At 59.8% G+C, this 20,520-nt stretch carries 22 protein-coding genes; 9 read left to right on the plus strand and 13 right to left on the minus strand.

Annotation, left to right across the window (positions count from 1 at the left end; translation table 11 throughout):
• Positions 1-115 precede the first annotated feature (115 nt).
• The 5 genes from PMI25_RS22990 to PMI25_RS23010 all read left to right on the plus strand — a co-directional run bounded on the left by PMI25_RS22990 (position 116) and on the right by PMI25_RS23010 (position 4,013).
• Positions 116-415, plus strand: coding sequence for a tetratricopeptide repeat protein (locus tag PMI25_RS22990; protein WP_045122170.1), 300 nt, complete (start codon positions 116-118; stop codon positions 413-415).
• 2 nt (positions 416-417) lie between these two features.
• A complete protein-coding gene (locus PMI25_RS22995) occupies positions 418-1,176 on the plus strand; it encodes a lysozyme inhibitor LprI family protein (RefSeq protein ID WP_007962338.1) in 759 nt (252 codons plus the stop codon).
• Positions 1,177-1,237: 61 nt separating this feature from the next.
• Positions 1,238-2,326: a tetratricopeptide repeat protein gene (locus PMI25_RS23000; RefSeq protein ID WP_007962340.1), complete on the plus strand. Its 1,089-nt coding sequence runs from the start codon at positions 1,238-1,240 to the stop codon at positions 2,324-2,326.
• Positions 2,327-2,384: 58 nt separating this feature from the next.
• Positions 2,385-2,825 (plus strand): hypothetical protein, encoded by a 441-nt coding sequence (locus tag PMI25_RS23005; protein ID WP_045122171.1) that lies wholly within the window; start codon positions 2,385-2,387, stop codon positions 2,823-2,825.
• Between the two features lie 84 nt (positions 2,826-2,909).
• Positions 2,910-4,013, plus strand: a complete 1,104-nt coding sequence (locus PMI25_RS23010) for a hypothetical protein (RefSeq protein WP_238547097.1) — start codon at positions 2,910-2,912, stop codon at positions 4,011-4,013.
• Positions 4,014-4,075: 62 nt separating this feature from the next.
• On the opposite strand, the gene PMI25_RS23015 is transcribed toward PMI25_RS23010, so the two are convergent.
• Positions 4,076-4,447 carry a DUF6124 family protein gene (locus PMI25_RS23015; protein WP_007962346.1) on the minus strand — a complete coding sequence of 124 codons (372 nt, stop codon included), beginning with the start codon at positions 4,445-4,447 and terminating at the stop codon, positions 4,076-4,078.
• 519 nt (positions 4,448-4,966) lie between these two features.
• On the opposite strand from PMI25_RS23015, the gene PMI25_RS23020 reads away from it, so the two are divergent.
• Positions 4,967-5,350, plus strand: coding sequence for a helicase (locus PMI25_RS23020; RefSeq protein ID WP_003229522.1), 384 nt, complete (start codon positions 4,967-4,969; stop codon positions 5,348-5,350).
• 264 nt (positions 5,351-5,614) lie between these two features.
• On the opposite strand, the gene PMI25_RS23025 is transcribed toward PMI25_RS23020, so the two are convergent.
• The 6 genes from PMI25_RS23025 to exbB form a co-directional block, all read right to left on the minus strand.
• On the minus strand, positions 5,615-7,015 hold the full coding sequence (locus PMI25_RS23025) for an aminoacyl-tRNA deacylase and HDOD domain-containing protein (RefSeq protein WP_007962347.1): 1,401 nt from the start codon (positions 7,013-7,015) through the stop codon (positions 5,615-5,617).
• A 79-nt stretch (positions 7,016-7,094) separates the two neighbouring features.
• Positions 7,095-9,170 (minus strand): ATP-dependent DNA helicase RecG, encoded by a 2,076-nt coding sequence (gene recG, locus PMI25_RS23030; RefSeq protein ID WP_007962348.1) that lies wholly within the window; start codon positions 9,168-9,170, stop codon positions 7,095-7,097.
• A gap of 9 nt (positions 9,171-9,179) precedes the next feature.
• Positions 9,180-10,109, minus strand: a complete 930-nt coding sequence (locus PMI25_RS23035) for a hydrogen peroxide-inducible genes activator (protein WP_007962352.1) — start codon at positions 10,107-10,109, stop codon at positions 9,180-9,182.
• A gap of 279 nt (positions 10,110-10,388) precedes the next feature.
• Positions 10,389-11,135, minus strand: coding sequence for an energy transducer TonB family protein (locus PMI25_RS23040; protein WP_007962354.1), 747 nt, complete (start codon positions 11,133-11,135; stop codon positions 10,389-10,391).
• Positions 11,132-11,560, minus strand: a complete 429-nt coding sequence (gene exbD, locus PMI25_RS23045) for a TonB system transport protein ExbD (protein ID WP_007962355.1) — start codon at positions 11,558-11,560, stop codon at positions 11,132-11,134. The genes PMI25_RS23040 and exbD overlap by 4 nt, the downstream gene beginning before the upstream one ends.
• Before the next feature lie 6 nt (positions 11,561-11,566).
• Positions 11,567-12,520, minus strand: coding sequence for a tonB-system energizer ExbB (exbB, locus tag PMI25_RS23050; RefSeq protein ID WP_007962356.1), 954 nt, complete (start codon positions 12,518-12,520; stop codon positions 11,567-11,569).
• 188 nt (positions 12,521-12,708) lie between these two features.
• Here exbB and PMI25_RS23055 point away from each other — a divergent pair, with 188 nt between their 5' ends.
• Entirely contained in the window at positions 12,709-13,566 is an 858-nt protein-coding gene (locus PMI25_RS23055; protein WP_007962357.1) for an SDR family oxidoreductase, read from the plus strand.
• 137 nt (positions 13,567-13,703) lie between these two features.
• Here the strand turns inward: PMI25_RS23055 and PMI25_RS23060 are convergent, their stop codons facing one another.
• The 6 genes from PMI25_RS23060 to PMI25_RS23085 all read right to left on the minus strand — a co-directional run bounded on the left by PMI25_RS23060 (position 13,704) and on the right by PMI25_RS23085 (position 19,011).
• On the minus strand, positions 13,704-14,444 hold the full coding sequence (locus tag PMI25_RS23060; RefSeq protein WP_007962358.1) for a hypothetical protein: 741 nt from the start codon (positions 14,442-14,444) through the stop codon (positions 13,704-13,706).
• Between the two features lie 73 nt (positions 14,445-14,517).
• Positions 14,518-14,898 carry a RidA family protein gene (locus PMI25_RS23065; protein WP_003229509.1) on the minus strand — a complete coding sequence of 127 codons (381 nt, stop codon included), beginning with the start codon at positions 14,896-14,898 and terminating at the stop codon, positions 14,518-14,520.
• Between the two features lie 24 nt (positions 14,899-14,922).
• Positions 14,923-17,028 (minus strand): bifunctional GTP diphosphokinase/guanosine-3',5'-bis pyrophosphate 3'-pyrophosphohydrolase, encoded by a 2,106-nt coding sequence (gene spoT, locus PMI25_RS23070; RefSeq protein ID WP_007962359.1) that lies wholly within the window; start codon positions 17,026-17,028, stop codon positions 14,923-14,925.
• A gap of 57 nt (positions 17,029-17,085) precedes the next feature.
• Positions 17,086-17,349, minus strand: a complete 264-nt coding sequence (rpoZ, locus tag PMI25_RS23075; protein WP_003229503.1) for a DNA-directed RNA polymerase subunit omega — start codon at positions 17,347-17,349, stop codon at positions 17,086-17,088.
• A gap of 167 nt (positions 17,350-17,516) precedes the next feature.
• Positions 17,517-18,137 carry a guanylate kinase gene (gmk, locus tag PMI25_RS23080; protein WP_003229498.1) on the minus strand — a complete coding sequence of 207 codons (621 nt, stop codon included), beginning with the start codon at positions 18,135-18,137 and terminating at the stop codon, positions 17,517-17,519.
• Between the two features lie 10 nt (positions 18,138-18,147).
• Complete coding sequence (locus PMI25_RS23085) at positions 18,148-19,011, minus strand: YicC/YloC family endoribonuclease (RefSeq protein WP_007962360.1); 864 nt, start codon at positions 19,009-19,011, stop codon at positions 18,148-18,150.
• A 270-nt stretch (positions 19,012-19,281) separates the two neighbouring features.
• On the opposite strand from PMI25_RS23085, the gene rph reads away from it, so the two are divergent.
• Both rph and PMI25_RS23095 read left to right on the plus strand, forming a co-directional pair.
• Complete coding sequence (gene rph, locus PMI25_RS23090) at positions 19,282-20,004, plus strand: ribonuclease PH (protein WP_007962361.1); 723 nt, start codon at positions 19,282-19,284, stop codon at positions 20,002-20,004.
• Positions 20,005-20,033: 29 nt separating this feature from the next.
• Complete coding sequence (locus PMI25_RS23095; protein WP_003229492.1) at positions 20,034-20,402, plus strand: DUF4870 domain-containing protein; 369 nt, start codon at positions 20,034-20,036, stop codon at positions 20,400-20,402.
• Positions 20,403-20,520: the final 118 nt, after the last annotated feature.

Raw genomic sequence — 20,520 nt, forward strand, 5'->3', positions numbered from 1 at the left:
CTTAATCCATGACTCGACATTTTTGCGGGAATTGCGTAAGCCTTCGGCAGTGATGCCGTAAGTTGACCCGCAGTGTAATGGGGACAGGCCAAGTTTTAGTAATTGCTCGAAAACCGTGGTCTGTCCCCATTTTTCTACGGCGCAAAATGTTTGGGTCTACAACGACCTCGGTTTTTATCTGGCCGAGGGCGGCAGAGATGAGTTGGCGCTGAAGTTTTATCGAGGCGTTGAGGCCGTTGGTAAACGCACGGTACTGATGTTGAACATCGCCGACTCCCTCTGGCGCCTTGATCGCAGAGATGAAGCGCAACGCTATTACAGCCAGTACCGCGACGCGATGAGCGCCGACGGCAAGGCGCAGAAAATACCTCGACGCGTAGTTGAGCGATCCGCAATTCAGGGAATGAAAAATTGAACATGTTTGTGCGTTTTATCGCGTTGTCCTTTGGATGCCTGTTTGCCTCTTTTGCGATGGCCGAGGACGACTGCAAAGAAATCACCGTCAGCGCCCAGGTCGATCGGTGTGTGGAGGCAGCCCGCAAGGAAGCCGACACGCAACTCAATGCCAGCTACAAGAAACTGCTGAGACGGTTTGAGGCTCAACAACGGCTTGACCCTGAGCAGGGCAAGGCGCTGGTCGCCATGGCCAGAGAATCCCAGCGCGCCTGGATCAAGCTACGCGACACCACATGCCCGCTTGAAGCCACGGAAATCGAGCCAGGGGTGGCAGCGCATGTCACGACGATCAACAACTGCATGGCCAGACTGAGTCTGGAGCGTGCGGCTTACCTGGACACAATCGTCGCTGATGAGCCGGGTAATGTGCTCGATCTCAACAAGGTGTACCTGTCCGGCTCCCAGCGCTTCGGCAATGTCGTGGCACGTTATGTCAGCACCTTTGGCAGCCCATGCCTGACGGTCCAGATTCTGGCGCCCAACGGCGGTTGGAGAGTTCTGTCCTCCAAGCGGTTTTGCAGTTTTGACGGCAAATCGTTTTGGAATGGTTATGCCAATGCATTGTTTGAGGATCATGCATTTGCTGCTGATGGTTTACACCTGACGCTCAGCTTGTTCGAGCTTCGTGGGGAAGGAGAGAAGCGGCTCGCTTGTGTGATACCGATCCAGAATGAGCGAATTGAAGAACTAAAGTGCGGCGCGCCTGAACCCGGTGCCTAATCGGACAAGCTCTATTGGGGTGTATTTGGACATCATTTGATTGAATCAAGGATTGAAGAAAGTGAAACGCGTATTGCAGAGCGTTCTCTGCGCTCTAACTTGTTGTGTCGCTGTACCGGGTTCTCCCGCGCTTGCTGCGCCCCAAGTCCTCAAGGAAATTCCGGCTAGCTTGCTGGGTGATGCATCACGGCAAAACGTATTTGTTCTGGCAGGAGATGCGGACGAGGCCTCCAACCGATTGTTGATTGCGCCGGTACAGACACGTGATGAGGACATCTTGCTCGATACGTCGAAGGCGCTGCCTCTGATCAAAAGTCAGTACTCGTCTGCGCTTCAGGGTGAATTCAGCGTCCATTTACTCAAAGGTCGCCCTGGCGTAATGACCGTCATTGATCCACAGGCTGAGGAAGCTGTGGTCAAGCAACCGTTTGTTGAGGCTGGGGATTACATCGCGCTAGTAACCAGCGAAGAAGATAACGCGGTTTATAACTTCAACCTGTTGTTCGCCTTCAACAGAGGTTCAAAGCAGTTTGAGCTGAAAGCGCTCCTGGAAGTGGCGAACAACGACTCCTGTGACCGGTCGCTTGTCAGCGTAGTGGAGTTGCCGGTGCAGACATTGGGCCCCATCACTCTCGCTTCTTTCGATGGGCGTGAAGCGCTGCAGAAGCTGCAGGTTGCTCGTACTGGCAGTATTAAGGGCGTGAGAAAGAAATTGATGACCGTCGATTCGGCTGATTTGCTGGATATGGCGCTGGCAGCCTACCGAAAGGGTGATGACTCTTCCTTTAAGGATACGATGAGCTACGCGTTGATGGGCGGCGGCTCGCATGACACTTGTCCCCCGGATAGCTATATCGTCGCACAGTACTACTACCCGCAGCGTCCCGGCTGGTCCAACGACCTTGGGTTTTTACTGGGCGAGGCGGGTTACTACGCTGAGTCGATTGAGTTGCTCAATGCAGTGATTGCCAACCACCCAAACAGGACGGTTGTTTACCTGAATCTCGCTGACAGTTATTGGGCCGTGAACGATAAAGAGCGGGCGGTGGCGGCATACAAGCAATACTCATCGCGAATGTCTGAAGCGGGGAAGGCTTCGAAGATCCCGTCGAGGGTGGGTGAGCGCAGTGCTATGGCGCCCGAGGCGTGACCAGCGTTCGTTGAGTTGCTGAAAGCATGTTTTTTATTACCCATGAACCGCTAAAGGAATGTTCGGTTTGAAATTTTCGTCTGCATTGTTTTCCGCGTTGCTCATTTTTGTTCCTCTGGCGGCTCATAGCGAGGTCACGACCGAGGTTTTTTGCTTCCGCTCCTACGAAGGCAAACCCATAAATTTTGAATTCAGAACCTATTACGATTCTGTCGCCAAGTGGAGCGGTGCTGGCGTCAAGTACAGCAAGTCGAAAAAGGCTATTGGGCTGGTTCATCGCAGTACTGAACAAGAAGAACTTGTGTATGGCCGGCCCTACCAGTACACGACAACTTGGGTTGAAGTAGTTGATGGCGTACTGACAGGTGAGTATCAGATGGTCACTCAGGGTGGCCGGGTTGATGCGATGACCTATACGAATTACAAGTCCGCAAAGAAGTATTCGTTTGAAAACGATTACAACGTGGATTCGAAACCTGAAACAGGTTGCCAATGGTGAGGCAGAGAATATTCGGGAAGGGGGAACTTAACGTCCCTTTTTTCATATTCAATTAGGCCCGTAAATCATATGCAGGGAGGCAAGTTGAAAAAAATAGTCTTGATCGCGTTATTGCTGTGTACTTTCTCTGTGGGTGCGGCGCCAGTGTTTCCGTCCCTCAAGTCCTGCATGGAGGCCGACAGCGGTTGCGCGCTGGCGCTGAAGGACAACTTTCTGATGGACTCACACTCCGGGCAGCGTCTCTCCGAGATGGAGGAACCGGCAGGGGCGATGAGTGGCTTTTGGCTGTACCGAGATGGCGAGCGCTACATCCTTCAGGAAGAAAATTACTCCCAGTCGAAGACGCGCCGCTGGCTGGTTTTCACCTACGACAGCGGCAAAGTTGTGCTCGAAGGCGCCTATGTTTTCTCGATCGACATTGATATGAACACCGGGCCCTACTGGCATGGCTACGACTGCCGAGGCGATGCCAAGCCGTTCGCCGTGCCAACGAAAGACTCGTTCAGTGAAGTCGCTTTGGAGGCGTTATGCGGGGAGGCCGAAGGCTGGGTCGTCTCGGGCGGGGATACCAAGGTGCCGGTGTCAGCCAAAGGGCTGGCTGTCAGTGTTCCCGTTTATCACGCCCGCAACCGCGATGGTTCAGCGACTTACCTGTTCGCTGAAAGCGATGTTCCGGATCTTTCGAAACTGGTTTGCCTGTCCAACTGTGTCGATGCCGCGAAAACACCAGAGCGCGTTTCGCAGGGGACGGCGCCATTGAGGTGGGGGGAAGAAGTGACGTTGTGTTCGGATGACGAAGATATTTACTTCAGTTGCCCATTAGACGGCGGCAAGACGGTTTCTGTTTGTGCGCGGGGGAACAGCAAACCCACGGTTGGTTCTGTTCAGTATCGATATGGTGTGCCGGGGAACATCGAGATGGTTTACCCGAAGAATGCTGTGCCGCCTAGGGGCAAGTTTTTCGTTGTAAATGCGACGGAAGGAAGCGCGAGCCTGAACATCATCAAGTTCAAGCTCGGTACGTATACCTACCTCGTTAACCAGGCATTCGTGAGTTATCTGACGGTGCTCAAAGAGGAAAAAGTTGTATTCAGGCAGCGATGCGGCGCAGGAAGTTATTCCTTCATAAACCGAGCGGCGCTCCAAGGGTTGGAGTCACGACCAAAAAGCGCAGAAGACTTTCGCTAGTTGCTAATGCCGAAGCTTATGAAAGGGGACTTAACGTCCCCTTTCTTCATCCGCAAATCCCGCTACGACTTGGCTGCCAGGTTCCGCACTTCAATATGGTCGAGCGTCCCTTCCACCATCAATCGCACCCCATCCGCCATTCTGCTCAGGGCAAGTGCTACCGAGCGGCGGGAGCCGTGGAGGTCGTCGGCGAGGTCGCAGGCGATGGCGCTGATGGACAGGAGGTCTTCGGAGGCGTTGGCCATTAGGGCTTCGGCATCGGCGCCGGGGGAGAGGCTAAAAAGGCCGGTTTCGCGTTTGGGTTGGGATTCGGTGCGCGGTTTGAAGTGGTGGTCGAGGGCGCGTTCGGCGGCTTCGTGGAATTTCTTGGATTCCAGCGATTCGTAGGGCGATATGTCTGGGGTTTCGGGGGGATTGGGTGTTGGTTTGATCATTCGGTCTTACTCCAGTTTCAGGAGCCGACACCGTTTCGCTCGCACTTCGAAAGTGGTGGCAGCTGTGCATAGGTGTGCAAGACCGGTGGAGTCACCCGGCAGACCCGAAGGCCTCCCATACACAGCAGCCATAACGATCCGCGAGCATAGGAAAACGCTCGGCGAATTGCCATAACCAATGTGGACTCCCGCCGGACTTGCACGTCCGTATCACCGATTCGTGGTGACCTATTGAGGCTATCGATGAACCATCATCCTGCCTAGTTCACGCACATCACCACGCTCTGCAGGAAATTTCCCATAGGTTTGCAGGCTGGAAGATCAAAAGATCGCAGCCTTCGGCAGCTCCTACAGGGATGTGTTTCAACAGGTGTAGGACGGTGGGTGCAGAAGTGTGACTTGGTGGTCATCGTGCCGGGAAATGGGTTGCATCATCTTCCAATGGCGGTCGATAGTGGCGTTATCGTCTGAATCCCTTACACTGCCCCGGCCGTTCATTTTCCTTTTGAGGCTGTGCGCATGAAATTTCGTTTTCTTCTGTGGATGATGGGTTTGTTGATGGGTAAGGCCAGCCGGACAAATCCTGCGTTCCAGCAGCAGTTGGGTGACAAGGATCTGGTGTTTCAGCTGCAGACGCTGGACGGGAAAGTGGCACGGCATTTCGTGGTGAAGAATCAGCGCGTTACCAGCAAGTCTGGGGTGGTGGCGGAGCCCGCGTTTGCGATTGCGTTCAAGGATGCGGGTTATGCCTTTGCCACGATGCAGGCGAAGAACAAGCAGTTGGCGTTTATGCAGGGGATTCAGGACAAGTCGATCCAGCTCAAAGGCAATCCGGCGCTGGTGATGTGGTTTCAGGGGTTGATGAAGTATTTGAAGCCGAGGAAGGCCAAGCCTAAGGCTTGAGTAGAAGGGCTTGAGTGGATGGGCTGTTGTGGTGAGGGGATTTATCCCCGATGGGCTGCGCAGCGGCCCCAAAACCTGAGGCCTCGATATAACTGACGCACCCTGTTGGCTGGGTTTGCGACTGCTGCGCAGCCGGTCGGGGATAAATCCCCTCACCACAGGTTTTGTGTCAGGCAGGTAGATTGGGGTGGATTCTTCGCGAGCAAGCTCGCTCCCACAGGAGGTCACCGAAACCTTGTGGGAGCGAGCTTGCTCGCGAAGTTTTCAGGCCTGGCTGAACTGCGAAGCCAGTTCGCGCAGCAGGACTTCGGCTTCGAGGACTTTGCTGACCACGTCGTTGGCTTTGTCGCGAGTCAGGCCAACGCGCTCGAGCAGGGCGTCGGGGATGTCTTCGTCGGGGCCGGAGCCGATGCCGCGGCTGCGCAGCAGGCGCACGGCCAGGCAGACGAGGTTCGGGTATTCGGCGTAGGCGCCGTCGTAGCTTGGGTCGTGCTGGAAGCGCAGGGCGGTGGCCAGTTCATCGGGCATGTCCCAGTAGCGCATCAGCCACGAGCCGATCTGTTCGCGGCTGATGCCCAGCAGGTGTTGCTCGATGTAGCTGTGGCACAGGTGCGGGTTGACCTCCAGGTGACGGCAGATCAGCGAGAAGTGCGGCGGGAACACGTGGGCCAGCAGCAGGTAGCCGAAGTTGTGCAGCAGACCGGCCAGATAGGTCAGGCCGGCTTCCGGGCGCTGGGCTCGCGGCATGGCGCGGGTCAGGCCTTCGATGACGGCGGCGGTGTAGATCGATTGCTGCCAGTACGGCGTGGTGTGTTGCGGGTGGTCTTTCGGCAGGCTCAGGGTCTTGCCGAGGGCCAGGCCCAGCGCGAGGTTGATCACCAGATCGAAACCGAGCACGCGAACGATCGCGTCTTCCACCGAACGGATCTTGCCCGGCGAAGCGTAGTACGGTGACGCCGCCCAGCTCACAACCTGTGCAGCCAGCGCCGGGTCGGTTTCGACCACGCCGGTGATGTCGTCGATGGTGGCGTTGGGGTCGACGCGCAGCTTGATGATTTTTTGCGCGGTCTCGGCCAGCGGTGGAATCTCGATGGTCGCTTCCAGACGCTGCTGAATCCGGCGTGCGGTGAATGCTTGCACGGCCTGGGTGATTTCCTCGCGGTCATCGTCCGGGCGGTCGAGGTTCGGACGGATGCTGCTCAGGGCTTCGCCGAAATTGGCGGCGCTGGCCTTGGTCAGCATGGTCTTGAAGGCTTCGCTGGTGATTTCCAGCAGCACGCCCGGCTCGCCGGAGTTGATCAGCAGCTTCGGCTCGCGCAGCAGGCTTTCTTCGTAGAGGCACGGCGAGCTGGTCAGTGCCGGCAGGCCCGGCAGCAGGCTCAGGCTGTGTTTGCCGAGCATCTTTTCCAGGCGCTCGGTCGAGACGGCGGTCAGACGCCGGCCCGTCAGTTCGGCGAGACGGTTGAGGTCGAGCAACTGGCTCTGCGGAAACAGCACCATCAGCGCGCCCACGGCGTCGTCCAGCAACACGGCTTGTACCTTGCGCGAAGCATTGAGGCCGTGGTGATCGAGCACTTCTTCGTAGGCGATACCCAGCTTGCCGAGCAGCAGCCGAATTACAGACGGCGCGTGCGGGAGTTCGGGGGCGAGAGCTGCGTCAGTCATGGTCTGTATCCGTTTTTGAAACAATGGCAGGAGTATAACCAGCTCTGTCGGAACGATCCTGCACAAACTGCGACGGTGCTCACACTTGGCCGTATTGCTGCCCATGGCGCAGCCAGCGGTCGAGCAACGGGCTGACGTGAGTCGGCCAGCGCTCCAGCAGCGCTTGCGCGGCATCGCGTACGGCGGGCAGCAGGTCGGCGTCGCGCATCAGGTCGGCGACCTTGAACTGCAGCAGGCCGGTCTGGCGCGTGCCGAGCATTTCGCCAGGGCCGCGCAGTTCGAGGTCTTTTTCGGCGATGACGAAACCGTCGTTGGTCTCGCGCATGATGCCCAGACGCTGACGGCCGATCTGCGACAGCGGCGGATGGTAGAGCAGCACGCAATGGCTGACCGCGCTGCCCCGGCCAACGCGGCCGCGCAACTGGTGCAATTGTGCAAGGCCGAGGCGCTCGGGGTTTTCAATGATCATCAGGCTGGCGTTGGGCACGTCGACGCCGACTTCGATCACCGTGGTGGCGACCAGCAGTTGCAGGTTGCCGGCCTTGAACTCGGCCATCACCGCGGCTTTTTCGGCGGGCTTCATGCGCCCGTGAATCAGCCCGACTTTCAACTCGCCGAGGGCGGCGGTGAGGTCTTCGAACGTAGTTTCGGCAGCCTGACAGGTCAGCTCTTCCGACTCTTCGATCAGCGTGCACACCCAATAGGCCTGACGCCCTTCGGCGCAGGCGCTGCGCACCCGTTCGATGACTTCGACGCGGCGGGTGTCGGTGACCAGCACGGTGTTGACCGGGGTGCGTCCGGGCGGCAGTTCGTCGAGGATCGAGGTGTCGAGGTCGGCGTAGGCGCTCATCGCCAGCGTGCGCGGGATCGGCGTGGCGGTCATGATCAGTTGATGCGGGCACATGCGCCCACCGACGCCTTTCTGCCGCAGCGCCAAGCGTTGTTGCACACCGAAGCGGTGTTGTTCGTCGATGATCACCAGTGCCAGATTCTTGAACTGCACTTCGTCCTGGAACAGCGCGTGGGTGCCGACCACCATCGGCGTGCCGCTGGCGATCTGTTCCAGTGCGGCCACGCGGTTTTTGCCTTTAAGCTTGCCGGCCAGCCACGCGACGTCGATGCCCAGCGGTTCGAGCCAGCGCTTGAAGGTGATGAAGTGTTGCTCGGCGAGGATCTCGGTCGGCGCCATCAATGCGACCTGATAACCCGCCTCCAGCGCTTGCAGTGCCGCGAGGGCGGCGACCACGGTTTTGCCCGCGCCAACATCGCCCTGAATCAGGCGAAGCATCGGTTCGTGCTGGCTGAGGTCGTAGGCGATTTCGTTGCCGACCCGCTGTTGCGCGCCGGTCGGATTGAAGCCGAGGTTGGCCAGATACTTCGCCGGCAGCTTCGTCGCTTTCGGCATCGCTGGTGCGCGCAACGAACGCAGGCTTTCGCGCAGACGTTGTTGCGACAGTTGATGGGTCAGCAGTTCTTCGAAGGCCAGCCGATGCTGCGCCCAGTGATGACCGAGGGCCAACTCATCGACGTCGGCGTCGGCGGGCGGGTTGTGCAGGTAGCGGATCGCGTCGGCCAGCGGTGCCAGTTGGTAGTCGCGGGCCAGTTCGGTCGGCAGCCAGTCGGGCAGGGTGTTCGGCTTGAGCAGGGTCAGGGTCTGCATGCACAGCTGGCGCAGGCGCTGTTGGGTCAGGCCTTCGGTGAGCGGATAGACCGGGGTCAGGGTTTCATCCACTGGCGGCGGTTCGTCACCGGTGATGGCGCGGTATTCCGGGTGATAGATTTCCAGTCCCGAAGCGCCGGGCCGGACTTCGCCGTAGCAGCGAATCTGTGTGCCGCGCTTGAGGCCTTCTTTCTGCGCGTTGCTGAAATGGTAGAAGCGCAGGCTCAGCCCGCCAGTGCCGTCCTGCATGCGCACGACGAGGCTGCGCCGCCGGCCCATGACCACGTCGGCACCGCTGACGGTGCCTTCGACCACCGCATCCTGGCCCGGGCGCAAGTGGCCGATCGGCACTACGCGAGTGCGATCCTGATAACGCAGCGGCAGGTGAAACAGCACGTCCTGGAGGTTTTCCAGGCCGACCTTGGCCAGTTTCTCGGCCATGGCTTCGCCGACACCCTTGAGTGCCGTCACCGACACTTGCGACAGCTCGGTCATGACCCTGGCTTAACCGGCCGTGACCGGCGCGGCGGGCTTGGCCACCGAGCACAGGCGAACGGAGTCGGCGAGGATCTCGATGGCTTTCGGCCGCGGGAAGCTGGCGCGCCAGGCAATCGCCACGGTGCGGAACGGGACCGGCGCCGACAGTGGGCGCACTTCGATCACACCCGGGGCGTAGTGATGGCTGTCCACCGCCGACAGCGGCAGGATCGAAATACCCAGACCGGACGCGACCATGTGGCGGATGGTTTCCAGCGAGCTGGATTCCACGGTGGTGTGCTTGGCGCCGTCGTTGCCCTTGGTCAGGGTCGGGCAGGCCTCAAGCACCTGGTCGCGGAAGCAGTGGCCTTCGCCGAGCAGCAGCAGGCTCTTGTCGTTGAGCAGGCCCGGGTCGATGGATTCTTTTTGCGTCCACGGGTGCTGGGCCGGCATCAGGACGTAGAACGGCTCGTCGTAGAGCGGCAGGGTCAGCACGTCGGCTTCGTTGAACGGCAGGGCGATGATGATCGCGTCGAGCTCGCCGTTGCGCAGTTTGTCGCGCAGCACGTGGGTGAAGTTTTCTTCGATGTACAACGGCATCTGCGGGGCGACCCTGTGCAGTTGTGGAATCAGGTGCGGGAACAGGTACGGCCCGACGGTATAGATCGCGCCGACTTTCAGCGGCGCGGTCAGCTGATTCTTGCCGGCCTGGGCCAGTTCGCGGATGCCTTGGGCCTGCTCCAGGACTTTCTGCGCCTGGGCGACAATGCCTTCGCCGACCGGGGTCAGGCGCACGGCGCTTTTGCTGCGCTCGAAAATCAGCACACCGAGTTCGTCTTCAAGTTTTTTCACGCCCACCGACAGGGTCGGCTGGCTGACGTGGCAACGCTCGGCGGCGTGGCCGAAGTGCTGCTCTTGGGCGAGGGTAACGATGTAGCGTAATTCTGTGAGGGTCATAGCAAGCGTCCATGAAGTTGCGGGCCAAGCATAACGGCTGCAATCGATAGACGCACGTTATCAGACTGAGAGAGGAATGCGACACCGGGCAATGTGGGATTGCCGTTGCCAGATATGCAAAAGACACCTTTCGGTGCCTTTTTGGCGGGATTCTTCTGGCTGACGAAGAACCCTTGTAGGAGTGAGCCTGCTCGCGATAGCGGTGTGTCAGGCGATAAATGATTGACTGACACGGCCCCATCGCGAGCAGGCTCACTCCTACAGGTATTGCGGTGCTGTTTAGCGACGACGTTCGAGGGAGTACACAAACGGCGCAACAATTTCGATCGAACCGTTGTTCAGCATGTCGGCCGGTGGCTTGGGCAGCGGTTGCGCGCGGCGGATCATTTCCAGGGTGGCCCGGTCCAGATCGGCGTTGCCGGAGCGGCCCACCAGTTCGAACGACAGTACATTGCCTTCGGCATCAACCACGAAGCGCAGACGGTTCAAGCCTTCCTTGCCTCGTGCCTGAGCGCTGGCCGGGTACTTCTTGTACTTGGCCAGGTGCGCGAGCAGGGTACCTTGCCAACTGGCCTTGGCGGCCAATTGCGCTGGCGACGGGCCTGGTGCCGGCTGGGCGGATTTCTCCGTCGGTGCCTGGGTCGGTTGCGTGTCGGCCGGTTTCTCCTCGGAAGGTTTTTCCTTCGGCGGTTCTGGCTTCTCTACCGGTTTAGGCGGCTGCGGTTTCGGCTTCGGCTTGGGTTTGGGCTTCGGTACGGCGATCTCGGCCTTGGGTGCTTCAGCCAGTTTCGGAATCAGCAGCTCTTCAACCGGAGCCGGTGGCTGCGGCGGTGTGACGACTTTCGGCGGAGCAGGCGGTGGCGGGGCCGGAACCGGTGCCAGCTCGACCATCATTGCCTGCGGCGGCAGTTCGATGGGCGGGCGGGCGGTCCAGTTCAGCGCCAGCGCGATGGCCAGCGCGTGAACGCCCAGCACCACGGCCAGGCTACCGCTGTAACGCGTCAGCTTATGGCGCGTCGTGATCATTTCTTGGCTGCGCTCTCAAGGCCTACCAGACCGACCTTCAGGTAACCGGCCGAACGCAATTTATCCATCACGCTCATCAGGTCGCCGTAGTCCACACCCTTGTCGGCCTGGAAGAAGATGGTGGTGTCTTTCTTGCCCTGGGTCTTGGCGTCGAGCACTGCGCCAAGGGTATCGGCGTTGACTTCGTCGTCGCCGATGTACAGGCGCTGATCGGCTTTTACGCTGAGGAACACCGGTTTCTCCGGACGCGGCGCCGGTTTGGCGGTCGAGGCCGGCAGGTCGACTTTGATGTCCACGGTCGCCAGCGGCGCAGCCACCATGAAGATGATCAGCAGTACCAGCATCACGTCGATGAACGGCGTGACGTTGATTTCGTGGTTCTCGGCCAGATCGTCGTCTGCGCCTTCTTTCAAATGCAGGCCCATGGCCGATTACCCCACTTTGACCATGTGCGGCTGCGAGCTGCGCTCAGGCTGGTGGTCGAGGTCGCGGCTGACCAGCAACAGGACTTCTGCCGAAGCGTCGGACACCTGCGCCTTGTAGCCGGCGATGGAGCGGGCGAACACGTTGTAGATCACCACTGCAGGAATCGCGGCAACCAGACCCAGGGCGGTGGCCAGCAGCGCTTCGGCGATGCCCGGCGCCACGACGGCGAGGTTGGTGGTCTGCGTCTTGGCGATGCCGATGAAGCTGTTCATGATGCCCCACACGGTACCGAACAGGCCGACGAACGGCGCGGTGGAGCCGATAGTGGCGAGGACGCCGGTGCCGCTGCTCATGTTGCGGCCACAGGCAGCGACCAGACGCTCAAGACGGAAGCTGACGCGCTCCTTGATGCCTTCTTTCTCGCGGCTGTTGACCGACAGGCGCATTTCTTCAAGTGCATCGTGGACCAGCAGGTTGGCGAGGGTGCCTTCCTTCGCCGCAGTGGCGCTGGCTTCCTTGAGCGTTGCGGCTTTTTTCAGGGCGGCGATTTCACCACGCAGACGACGCTTGGCGCCCATCAGCTCAAAGCCTTTGGCGATCCAGATGGTCCAGGTGATGATGGAAGCGATGGCCAGACCGATCATCACGATTTTCACGATGATGTCGGCGTTTTGATACATGCCCCATGGCGACAGGTCGTGGGCCATGCCCAGGGTGTTGTCGGGTTCGAGCACTTCAGGGGCGTCGGCCGGGCTGGCGTCTACAGCCTGCACCGGGTCGGTGGTGGCTGGCGCGGCGGCGGCAGGGGCGTGCTGTTCGGTGGCAGCCGGGGACGCTGGCGCTTGTGCGTCGGCGAAAGCGGCGGTTGGAGCCAGCATCAGGCTGAGCAGCAGGGCCGCCACCGCGCTGAAGGCGCGAGGTCGTTTGGTTGGCGAAGCGGGGATTTGATTACGTGTCATGCTGGCCGGACCTGAAGTAGAAAACGGTTGATGCTCTTCCAGGCCTCGTGAGGCCGAGAACAAAAGTGGGGTGCATTATTGCAAGTAATTCTTGTTAACAGAAGTAATAGAGTATCTTTTTTTCCTCGATTGCTAGCCGTTCGTCCTTTGTGAGGGCTAGTCTGTTCCTTTCGTTTGGGAGTTTTTTGATGTCCGCACCTTCTGTTTTGATTGCCGGTTGTGGTGATGTCGGCAGTCGTCTGGCTAAGCAATTGCTGGCTGCCGGCTGGGAGGTGCATGGTCTGCGCCGTGATGTTTCGCGTTTGCCGGACGGCGTCATCGGCGTGGCCGGTGACCTGTTCAAGGAAGATTGCCCGGAGACCTGGCCGGTCGGGGCGGTGGATTACCTGGTGTATTGCGCGGCGGCAACCGATCACGATGAAGCCGGTTATCGTGCGGCTTACGTGCAGGGTTTGCAGAATGTACTGAGCTGGCTGGACGACTACGGGCAGACGCCTGATCGGCTACTGTTCGTTTCCAGCAGCAGTGTGTACGGCCAGCAGGAAGGGGAGTGGGTCGACGAGCATTCAGCGACCGTAGCCAGCGGCTATTCCGGGCGAGTGATGCTTGAGGCTGAGCAAGTGGCGCTGAAAAGCGGTATCCCGGCGAGCATCGTGCGCCTGACTGGTATTTACGGCCCGGGTCGTGAATGGCTGTTGACCCAAGTACGTCGCGGTTATCGGGTGGCGGTCGAGCCGCCGCTATACGGCAATCGCATCCATGCTGATGACGCGGCGGGGCTGATGGCGTTTCTGCTGAACGCGGCTCATCAGGGCAAGCCGTTGCAGGATGTTTATATCGGGGTGGACGATGCGCCGGTACCGCTGGCCGAAGTGGTCGCCTGGCTGCGCGAGTATCTGGGTGTCACCGATTGGGCGGAAGACGCCAGCGTACGCCGCGCCGGCAGCAAGCGCTGCAGCAATGCCCGGGCGAAGGCGTTGGGGTGGACGCCGACGTATCCGAGTTACCGCGAAGGTTATGCGGCGATTCTTGAAGGCAAGTGCTGACTTCCTGAAGCCACAAACCACTGTGGGAGCGGGCTTGCTCGCGAAGAGGGTGTGTCAGGCAACATTCATGTCGACTGACACATCCCCTTCGCGAGCAAGCCCGCTCCTACAGGGTTATGTGTTGCTCTCAGGTGCGGTTACTGCTTCTCAAGCAACCACTTGCGCTCACCCGGGGTGAACTGCGGCATTTCATCCGCCAGTGCGCTGTTCACTGCCTGGAAAATCTCCAGCGCCTTGCCTTTGCGGGCAAAGATCCAGTTGTTGCCCTGGCCGTTAAGCTGCAGCCACATGCTGTCGTGGTCGCTGTTCATCGAGGCGCAGTCGCCTGCCAGGCACAGGGCATAGCGGTCGGCGCCGGGCAGACCGGAGACCTGGCCGTCGGCCTGGAATTGCACGGTGTTGCCTTCGCCGTCGCCGCTGGCAATCTTCCAGCTGCCGCCCAAGTAAGCCGAATACAGTGCGCGTTCGAAGCTGGCGCCGATGGGTGCGCCTTCCGGCACGGGGATTTGCGCACGATCGAACAATTGGTCGGGTTCGTTCTCGGTGGCGGCTTGCTTCATCCGGCCGCCGTCGCGTTTCAGCTCACTGCCGGAGCTGCCATAGAAGTCGACTTTCCAGGCGCCGGACTGTTCGCCCTGCAGCCGTCCTTCGACGTTCTCGAAACCGTTGGTGTAGCGGGCCTGACCGGCCTTGGTGTTGACGTCCCACTCCAGGTTCGGGCCATAGGCCTGAAGCGCTTCGCGCAGGGGGCCGCCCTTGGCAGCAGCGTCGATCGCCACCTGGTTGATCCAGGTGCCGCTGATGTCACGGTCGGCGGGGTCGCTGGCACAGCCGCCGAGAAAAATGGCGAGCAGCGAGAGAGCAAGCGCTTTGCGCATGGTGGAATCCTTTCAAAACCTTTTCTTTACCGCAGAGCAGTCGGCGCAGCGTTTGAAGGCTGCGCCGTGTGCATTACTCGATGACCAGGATGGCATCCATTTCGACTTGCGAACCCTTCGGCAGGGCAGCAACGCCGATGGCGGCGCGCGCTGGGTACGGCTGATCGAAGTACTTGCCCATGATCTCGTTGACCTTGGCGAAGTGGCTCAGGTCGGTGAGGAAGATGTTCAGCTTGACGATGTCCTTGAACGAACCGCCGGCAGCTTCGGCTACGGCTTTGAGGTTCTCGAACACCTGGACGGTCTGGGCTTCGAAGCCTTCAACCAGTTCCATGGTCTTTGGGTCCAGAGGGATCTGACCCGACATGTAGACAGTGTTGCCGGCCTTGATCGCCTGGGAGTAGGTACCGATGGCGGCTGGGGCCTTGTCGCTGGTGATAACGGTCTTGGTCATGTATGACTCCTTGTTAGGTGTGAATTAGGCACGCATGCGGGTGATGCGGATGACCCCGGTCAGGGCGCGCAGTTTCTTGATCACGCGGGCCAGGTGCACACGGTCGTGGACGCTGACCACCAGTTGGACGACGCTGATGCGGCCATCGCGTTCGTCCATGCTGATTTTCTCGATATTGCCGTCGGCCGCGTTGACGCTGCTGGCCAGCAGGGCGATCAGGCCGCGCTGGTGCTCCAGCTCGACGCGCAGTTCGACGTTGAATTCGCCGGTGACATCCTTGGCCCACGAGAGCTGGATGCATTTTTCCGGGTTGTGGCGGATTTCGCTGATGTTGCGGCAGTTGTCCAGGTGCACGACCATACCTTTGCCCGCCGAGAGGTGGCCGACAATCGGGTCGCCGGGGATCGGTGTGCAGCACTTGGCATAGCTCAGGACCAGACCTTCGGTGCCGCGAATCGCCAGTGGCCCTTCCGGGCTCGGCAGCTGTTCGCCTTCGCCGAGCAGACGGCGCGCCACGACATAGGCCATGCGGTTGCCCAGGCCAATGTCTTCGAGCAAATCTTCAATCAATTCCAGCCGGTATTCGCTGAGCATCGCCTTGACGCGCTCGGCCGGGATCTTCTCCAGGGCGCTGTCGAAACCGTTGAGCACTTTATTCAGCAGGCGTTCGCCAAGGCTGATGGACTCGGAGCGGCGCTGCAGTTTCAGCGCATGACGGATGTGCGTACGGGCCTTGCCGGTGACCACGAAGTTGAGCCAGGCCGGGTTCGGCCGCGCGCCGGGTGCACTGACGATCTCGACCGTGGAGCCGCTTTGCAGCGGTTCGGACAGCGGTGCGAGACGGCGGTTGATCCGGCAGGCGATGCAGCTGTTGCCGACGTCGGTGTGCACCGCGTAGGCGAAGTCGACCGCCGTGGAGCCTTTGGGCAGCTCCATGATCCGGCCTTTGGGCGTGAACACGTAGACCTCGTCCGGGAACAGGTCGATCTTCACGCTCTCGATGAATTCCAGCGAGTTGCCGGCACGTTGCTGCATTTCCAGCACGCCTTTGACCCACTGGCGGGCGCGGGCGTGAGTGCCTTTGGGCTGCTCGTCCCCGCTGGATTTGTACAGCCAATGGGCGGCAATGCCGTTATTGGCCATCTCTTCCATTTCGCGGGTGCGGATCTGGATCTCGATCGGCACGCCATGCATGCCGAACAGCGTGGTGTGCAGCGACTGATAGCCGTTGGCCTTGGGGATCGCGATGTAATCCTTGAAGCGCCCCGGCAACGGTTTGTACAAATTATGTACAGCACCCAGCACGCGGTAGCAGGTATCGACCTTGTCGACGATGATCCGGAACGCGTAGACGTCCATGATCTCGTTGAAGGCCCGACGCTTGCCGCGCATTTTCTTGTAGATGCCGTAGAGGTGTTTCTGGCGACCGCTGACTTCGCCCTGGATGCCGTCGATCGCGAGGCAGTGGCCGAGGGACTCTTCGATCTTGTTGACGATTTCCTTGCGGTTGCCCCGGGCGCGCTTGACCGCCTGGTAGATCCGCGCCGAACGCATCGGGTGCATCGCCTTGAAGCCGAGGTCTTCGAATTCGATACGAATGGCGTGCATGCCCAGCCGGTTGGCGATGGGCGCATAGATTTCGAGGGTTTCCTTGGCGATCCGGCGGCGTTTTTCCCCGGACAGCACTTCCAGCGTGCGCATGTTGTGCAGGCGGTCGGCAAGTTTGACCAGGATCACGCGAATGTCGCGCGCCATGGCCATGGCCATTTTCTGGAAATTCTCGGCCTGGGCCTCGGCCTTGGTCTCGAAGTTCATCTGGGTCAGTTTGCTGACCCCGTCGACCAGTTCGGCCACGGTTTCACCGAACTGCGCTTGCAGCGCTTCTTTGGCGATACCGGTGTCTTCGATCACGTCATGCAGCATCGCAGCCATCAGGCTCTGATGGTCCATGTGCATGTCGGCAAGAATATTCGCCACTGCAAGAGGATGCGTGACGTACGCCTCGCCGCTGCGACGGCGCTGACCGTCATGGGCTTGTTCGGCGTAGAAATACGCTCGGCGGACCAGGTTGACCTGGTCGTTGCCGAGGTAGGTCGATAAGCGATCGGCGAGGGCGTCTATGCTCGGCATGATGACTCCTGCCGTAGGCTGTGTTCCCGCGCCGTGCTACGTCGACCAGGCATAGGCTTAGACGGCCTCGTTGGACTCGTCCTCGAACGCAGCGAAGACCGGGTCTTCGTGGACGATTTCCTGCTCGGCGATGAACTCGTAGCTCATCAGGCCTTCTGCGATTTCACGCAGGGCGACAACGGTCGGCTTGTCGTTTTCCCACTGGACCAGTGGCTCTTTGCCGCCGGTGGCCAGTTGACGGGCACGCTTGGTAGAGAGCATGACCAGCTCAAAGCGGTTTTCCACGTGTTCTAGGCAGTCTTCAACGGTTACGCGGGCCATGGTATTCCTCGGAGCGAATGCAATATGCGCGCTGCCCGGTTGGGCGAGCGGACTGAGCAGTTTAAAAAATCACCAGCGATTAGGGAAGCGCTGATTTTTTGACCAGACCCTTCAACGCGCTGCAAGCACCAATGTAAAGCGCTTGCAGCGGTTTTGGGAAGAGTTGATTAACCGAGCAGTTCGGCCAGTAATTTGCCGAAACGTACCTGCTGACGCTTCTGTTGCAGCTGATTGGCGCGGAAAATCGCCTTCAGATCGTCCAGTGCATGGGCGAAATCGTCGTTGATGATCAGGTAGTCGTACTCGACATAGTGGCTCATCTCGCTGACGGCTTCGCGCATCCGGCCATCAATGATCTCGTCACTGTCTTGGCCGCGGTTGGTCAGACGCTGGTGCAATGCCTGCAGCGACGGTGGCAGGATGAAAATCGAGCGTGCCTGCGGCATCAGCTTGCGCACTTGCTCGGCGCCTTGCCAGTCGATTTCCAGAATCAGGTCATGACCTTCGTCCAGCGTCTGCTGCAGGCGGCTTTGCGAGGTGCCGTAGAAGTTGCCGAAGACTTCGGCGCGTTCGAGGAAGTCGCCGTGCTCGCCCATCTTCACGAACTCTTCGCGGGTCACGAAGTGATAGTTCACGCCGTCCACTTCACCCGGACGCATGGCGCGGGTGGTGTGGGAGATCGAGACGCGGATCTCCGGATTGGCATCGGTCAAAGCCTTGACCAGGCTGCTCTTGCCTGCGCCCGATGGCGCGGAAATGATGTACAGGGTGCCGGTGCTGTGGGTCATGTCTGTTGCCTTACTCAATATTCTGCACTTGTTCGCGCATCTGCTCGATCAACACCTTGAGGTTGACGGCGGCCTGGGTGCTGCGCGGGTCGAAGGCCTTGGAGCCCAGTGTGTTGGCTTCGCGGTTGAGTTCCTGCATCAGGAAATCCAGGCGCCGGCCGGCGGCACCGCCGGACTTGAGCACCCGGCGCACTTCGATGATGTGGGTGCTCAGGCGATCCAGTTCTTCGGCCACATCGCTCTTTTGCGCGAGCATGACCATTTCCTGTTCCAGGCGCTGCGGATCCAGTTCGGCCTTCATGTCGGCGAAGCGATCGAGGACTTTCTGACGCTGGGTCGCGAGCATCTGCGGCACCAGTTCACGCAAGGTCACGACGTCCTCTTCAATGGAGGTCAGGCGCTCATTGATCAGGCGTGCCAGCTCCGCGCCTTCGCGCTCGCGGCCGGCCTTGAGTTCCTTGAGACCTTGATTGAACAGCGCCAGCGCCTCGGCGTTCAGCGCCTGTGGATCAGTCGCGTCGGCCACCAGCACGCCGGGCCAGGCCAGCACTTCCAGCGGATTGAGTGCTGCCGGGTTGTTGATCAGGCCGGCAATGGTTTCGGCGGCGGCGACCAGTTGCGCGGCGCGCTCGCGATCGACCTGCAACGGCTTGCCGGTGCTTTCTTCAGTGAAACGCAGGGTGCATTCCAGTTTGCCCCGTGAAAGGCCTTGGCGCAGGGCCTCACGCACGGCGCCTTCGAGGTCGCGGAACGACTCCGGCAGGCGCAGGTGCGGTTCCAGATAGCGGCTGTTGACCGAGCGCAGCTCCCAGCTCAGGGTGCCCTGGACGCCGGCTTTTTCGACGCGGGCGAAGGCGGTCATGCTGTGCACCATGGCGGTGACCTCGCAATGCAGATCGGCGCAGAAGGGATGTTCCGCAGGCTCGATATCAATGAATTTAAGCCGACTGGCAGCAAAGGCGCAGGATTGTAGCGCAGTGCGGCGGATGCGCCCAAACACACGGTGTGACAAAGGGCTGCAGGCCGTCGGTTATGCGTGTTTCAGGGCCCTGGGTCGACGGTTGGAATTTTTAACCCGTGCCCAGGCGCGGTGCAGCGCTCTATAATGCTCGGCAGTTTTCCGTCCCCAGTACAGGTATTCCCTATGAAACGTCCAAGTGGTCGCGCTGCCGATCAGCTCCGCTCGATCCGCATTACCCGCAACTACACCAAACACGCCGAGGGATCCGTACTGGTCGAATTCGGTGATACCAAAGTCATCTGCACCGTCAGCGTCGAAAACGGCGTGCCGCGCTTCCTGAAAGGGCAAGGTCAGGGTTGGTTGACCGCCGAGTACGGCATGCTGCCGCGCGCTACCGGCGAGCGTAACCAGCGTGAAGCGAGCCGTGGCAAGCAGGGCGGTCGCACCCTGGAAATCCAGCGCCTGATCGGCCGTTCGCTGCGCGCTGCGCTGGACATGTCCAAGCTGGGCGACGTCACCCTGTACGTCGACTGCGACGTGATCCAGGCTGACGGCGGCACCCGCACCGCCTCCATCACCGGCGCGATGGTTGCCCTGGTCGATGCACTGAAAGTGATCAAGAAGCGCGGCGGCCTGAAAAGCGGCGACCCGCTCAAGCAAATGATCGGCGCGGTGTCGGTCGGCATGTATCAGGGTGAGCCGGTGCTGGATCTGGACTATCTTGAAGATTCCGCCGCCGAGACTGACCTCAACGTGGTGATGACCAGCACCGGTGGCTTCATCGAAGTCCAGGGCACCGCCGAAGGCGCGCCGTTCCAGCCTGAAGATCTGAACGCCATGCTGGAACTGGCGAAGAAAGGCATGAACGAAATCTTCGAACTGCAAAAGGCTGCACTGGCCGACTGAGCAGGTTCGTAACCCGCAAGGAGGACGCGATGAGTGATGAGCAAGAGTTGCTGCCCAAGCCGAGCCAGGAGGTTCGTCAATGGGCGATGTTTTGTCACTTGTCCGCCTTGCTGGGGATCTGGATTCCGTTCGGTAATTTGATCGGGCCGCTGATCCTGTGGCAGATGAAGCGCGAGACCGATCCATTCATCGACGCTCAGGGTAAAGAAGCGCTGAATTTTCAGATCACCGTGGCGATTGCTGCCGCGATCTGTCTGCTGCTGATGGTGTTGATCATCGGCTTCTTCTTGCTGGGCCTGCTGGCCATCGGTGCATTGGTGCTGACGATCATCGCCGGGGTGAAGGCGAACGAAGGCTTTCCCTACCGTTATCCATTCACTTGGCGACTGATCAAATAACGATCAATGCTAGACCCTGGTGACTCGCAAAGTTTTAATACAAATGCCCTGACTTGTCAGGGCATTTGTGTTTCTGCAACTCGAATAATTACTCTTTCGTGTAGGAACAGTTCTATCT

Origin of the sequence: Pseudomonas sp. GM30 (genome assembly GCF_000282275.2) — a bacterium.
In the GTDB taxonomy this organism is placed as follows: Bacteria; Pseudomonadota; Gammaproteobacteria; order Pseudomonadales; family Pseudomonadaceae; genus Aquipseudomonas.

What these genes read in the sequence shown, in the direction of transcription:
- PMI25_RS22995 (WP_007962338.1), top strand. Translation starts at nt 418, where the DNA reads ATGTTTGTGCGTTTTATCGCGTTGTCCTTTGGATGCCTGTTTGCCTCT.
- PMI25_RS23005 (WP_045122171.1), top strand. Translation starts at nt 2,385, where the DNA reads ATGTTCGGTTTGAAATTTTCGTCTGCATTGTTTTCCGCGTTGCTCATT.
- PMI25_RS23015 (WP_007962346.1), bottom strand. Translation starts at nt 4,447, where the DNA reads ATGATCAAACCAACACCCAATCCCCCCGAAACCCCAGACATATCGCCC.
- PMI25_RS23020 (WP_003229522.1), top strand. Translation starts at nt 4,967, where the DNA reads ATGAAATTTCGTTTTCTTCTGTGGATGATGGGTTTGTTGATGGGTAAG.
- PMI25_RS23025 (WP_007962347.1), bottom strand. Translation starts at nt 7,015, where the DNA reads ATGACTGACGCAGCTCTCGCCCCCGAACTCCCGCACGCGCCGTCTGTA.
- recG (WP_007962348.1), bottom strand. Translation starts at nt 9,170, where the DNA reads ATGACCGAGCTGTCGCAAGTGTCGGTGACGGCACTCAAGGGTGTCGGC.
- PMI25_RS23035 (WP_007962352.1), bottom strand. Translation starts at nt 10,109, where the DNA reads ATGACCCTCACAGAATTACGCTACATCGTTACCCTCGCCCAAGAGCAG.
- PMI25_RS23040 (WP_007962354.1), bottom strand. Translation starts at nt 11,135, where the DNA reads ATGATCACGACGCGCCATAAGCTGACGCGTTACAGCGGTAGCCTGGCC.
- exbD (WP_007962355.1), bottom strand. Translation starts at nt 11,560, where the DNA reads ATGGGCCTGCATTTGAAAGAAGGCGCAGACGACGATCTGGCCGAGAAC.
- exbB (WP_007962356.1), bottom strand. Translation starts at nt 12,520, where the DNA reads ATGACACGTAATCAAATCCCCGCTTCGCCAACCAAACGACCTCGCGCC.
- PMI25_RS23055 (WP_007962357.1), top strand. Translation starts at nt 12,709, where the DNA reads ATGTCCGCACCTTCTGTTTTGATTGCCGGTTGTGGTGATGTCGGCAGT.
- PMI25_RS23060 (WP_007962358.1), bottom strand. Translation starts at nt 14,444, where the DNA reads ATGCGCAAAGCGCTTGCTCTCTCGCTGCTCGCCATTTTTCTCGGCGGC.
- PMI25_RS23065 (WP_003229509.1), bottom strand. Translation starts at nt 14,898, where the DNA reads ATGACCAAGACCGTTATCACCAGCGACAAGGCCCCAGCCGCCATCGGT.
- spoT (WP_007962359.1), bottom strand. Translation starts at nt 17,028, where the DNA reads ATGCCGAGCATAGACGCCCTCGCCGATCGCTTATCGACCTACCTCGGC.
- rpoZ (WP_003229503.1), bottom strand. Translation starts at nt 17,349, where the DNA reads ATGGCCCGCGTAACCGTTGAAGACTGCCTAGAACACGTGGAAAACCGC.
- gmk (WP_003229498.1), bottom strand. Translation starts at nt 18,137, where the DNA reads ATGACCCACAGCACCGGCACCCTGTACATCATTTCCGCGCCATCGGGC.
- PMI25_RS23085 (WP_007962360.1), bottom strand. Translation starts at nt 19,011, where the DNA reads ATGGTGCACAGCATGACCGCCTTCGCCCGCGTCGAAAAAGCCGGCGTC.
- rph (WP_007962361.1), top strand. Translation starts at nt 19,282, where the DNA reads ATGAAACGTCCAAGTGGTCGCGCTGCCGATCAGCTCCGCTCGATCCGC.
- PMI25_RS23095 (WP_003229492.1), top strand. Translation starts at nt 20,034, where the DNA reads ATGAGTGATGAGCAAGAGTTGCTGCCCAAGCCGAGCCAGGAGGTTCGT.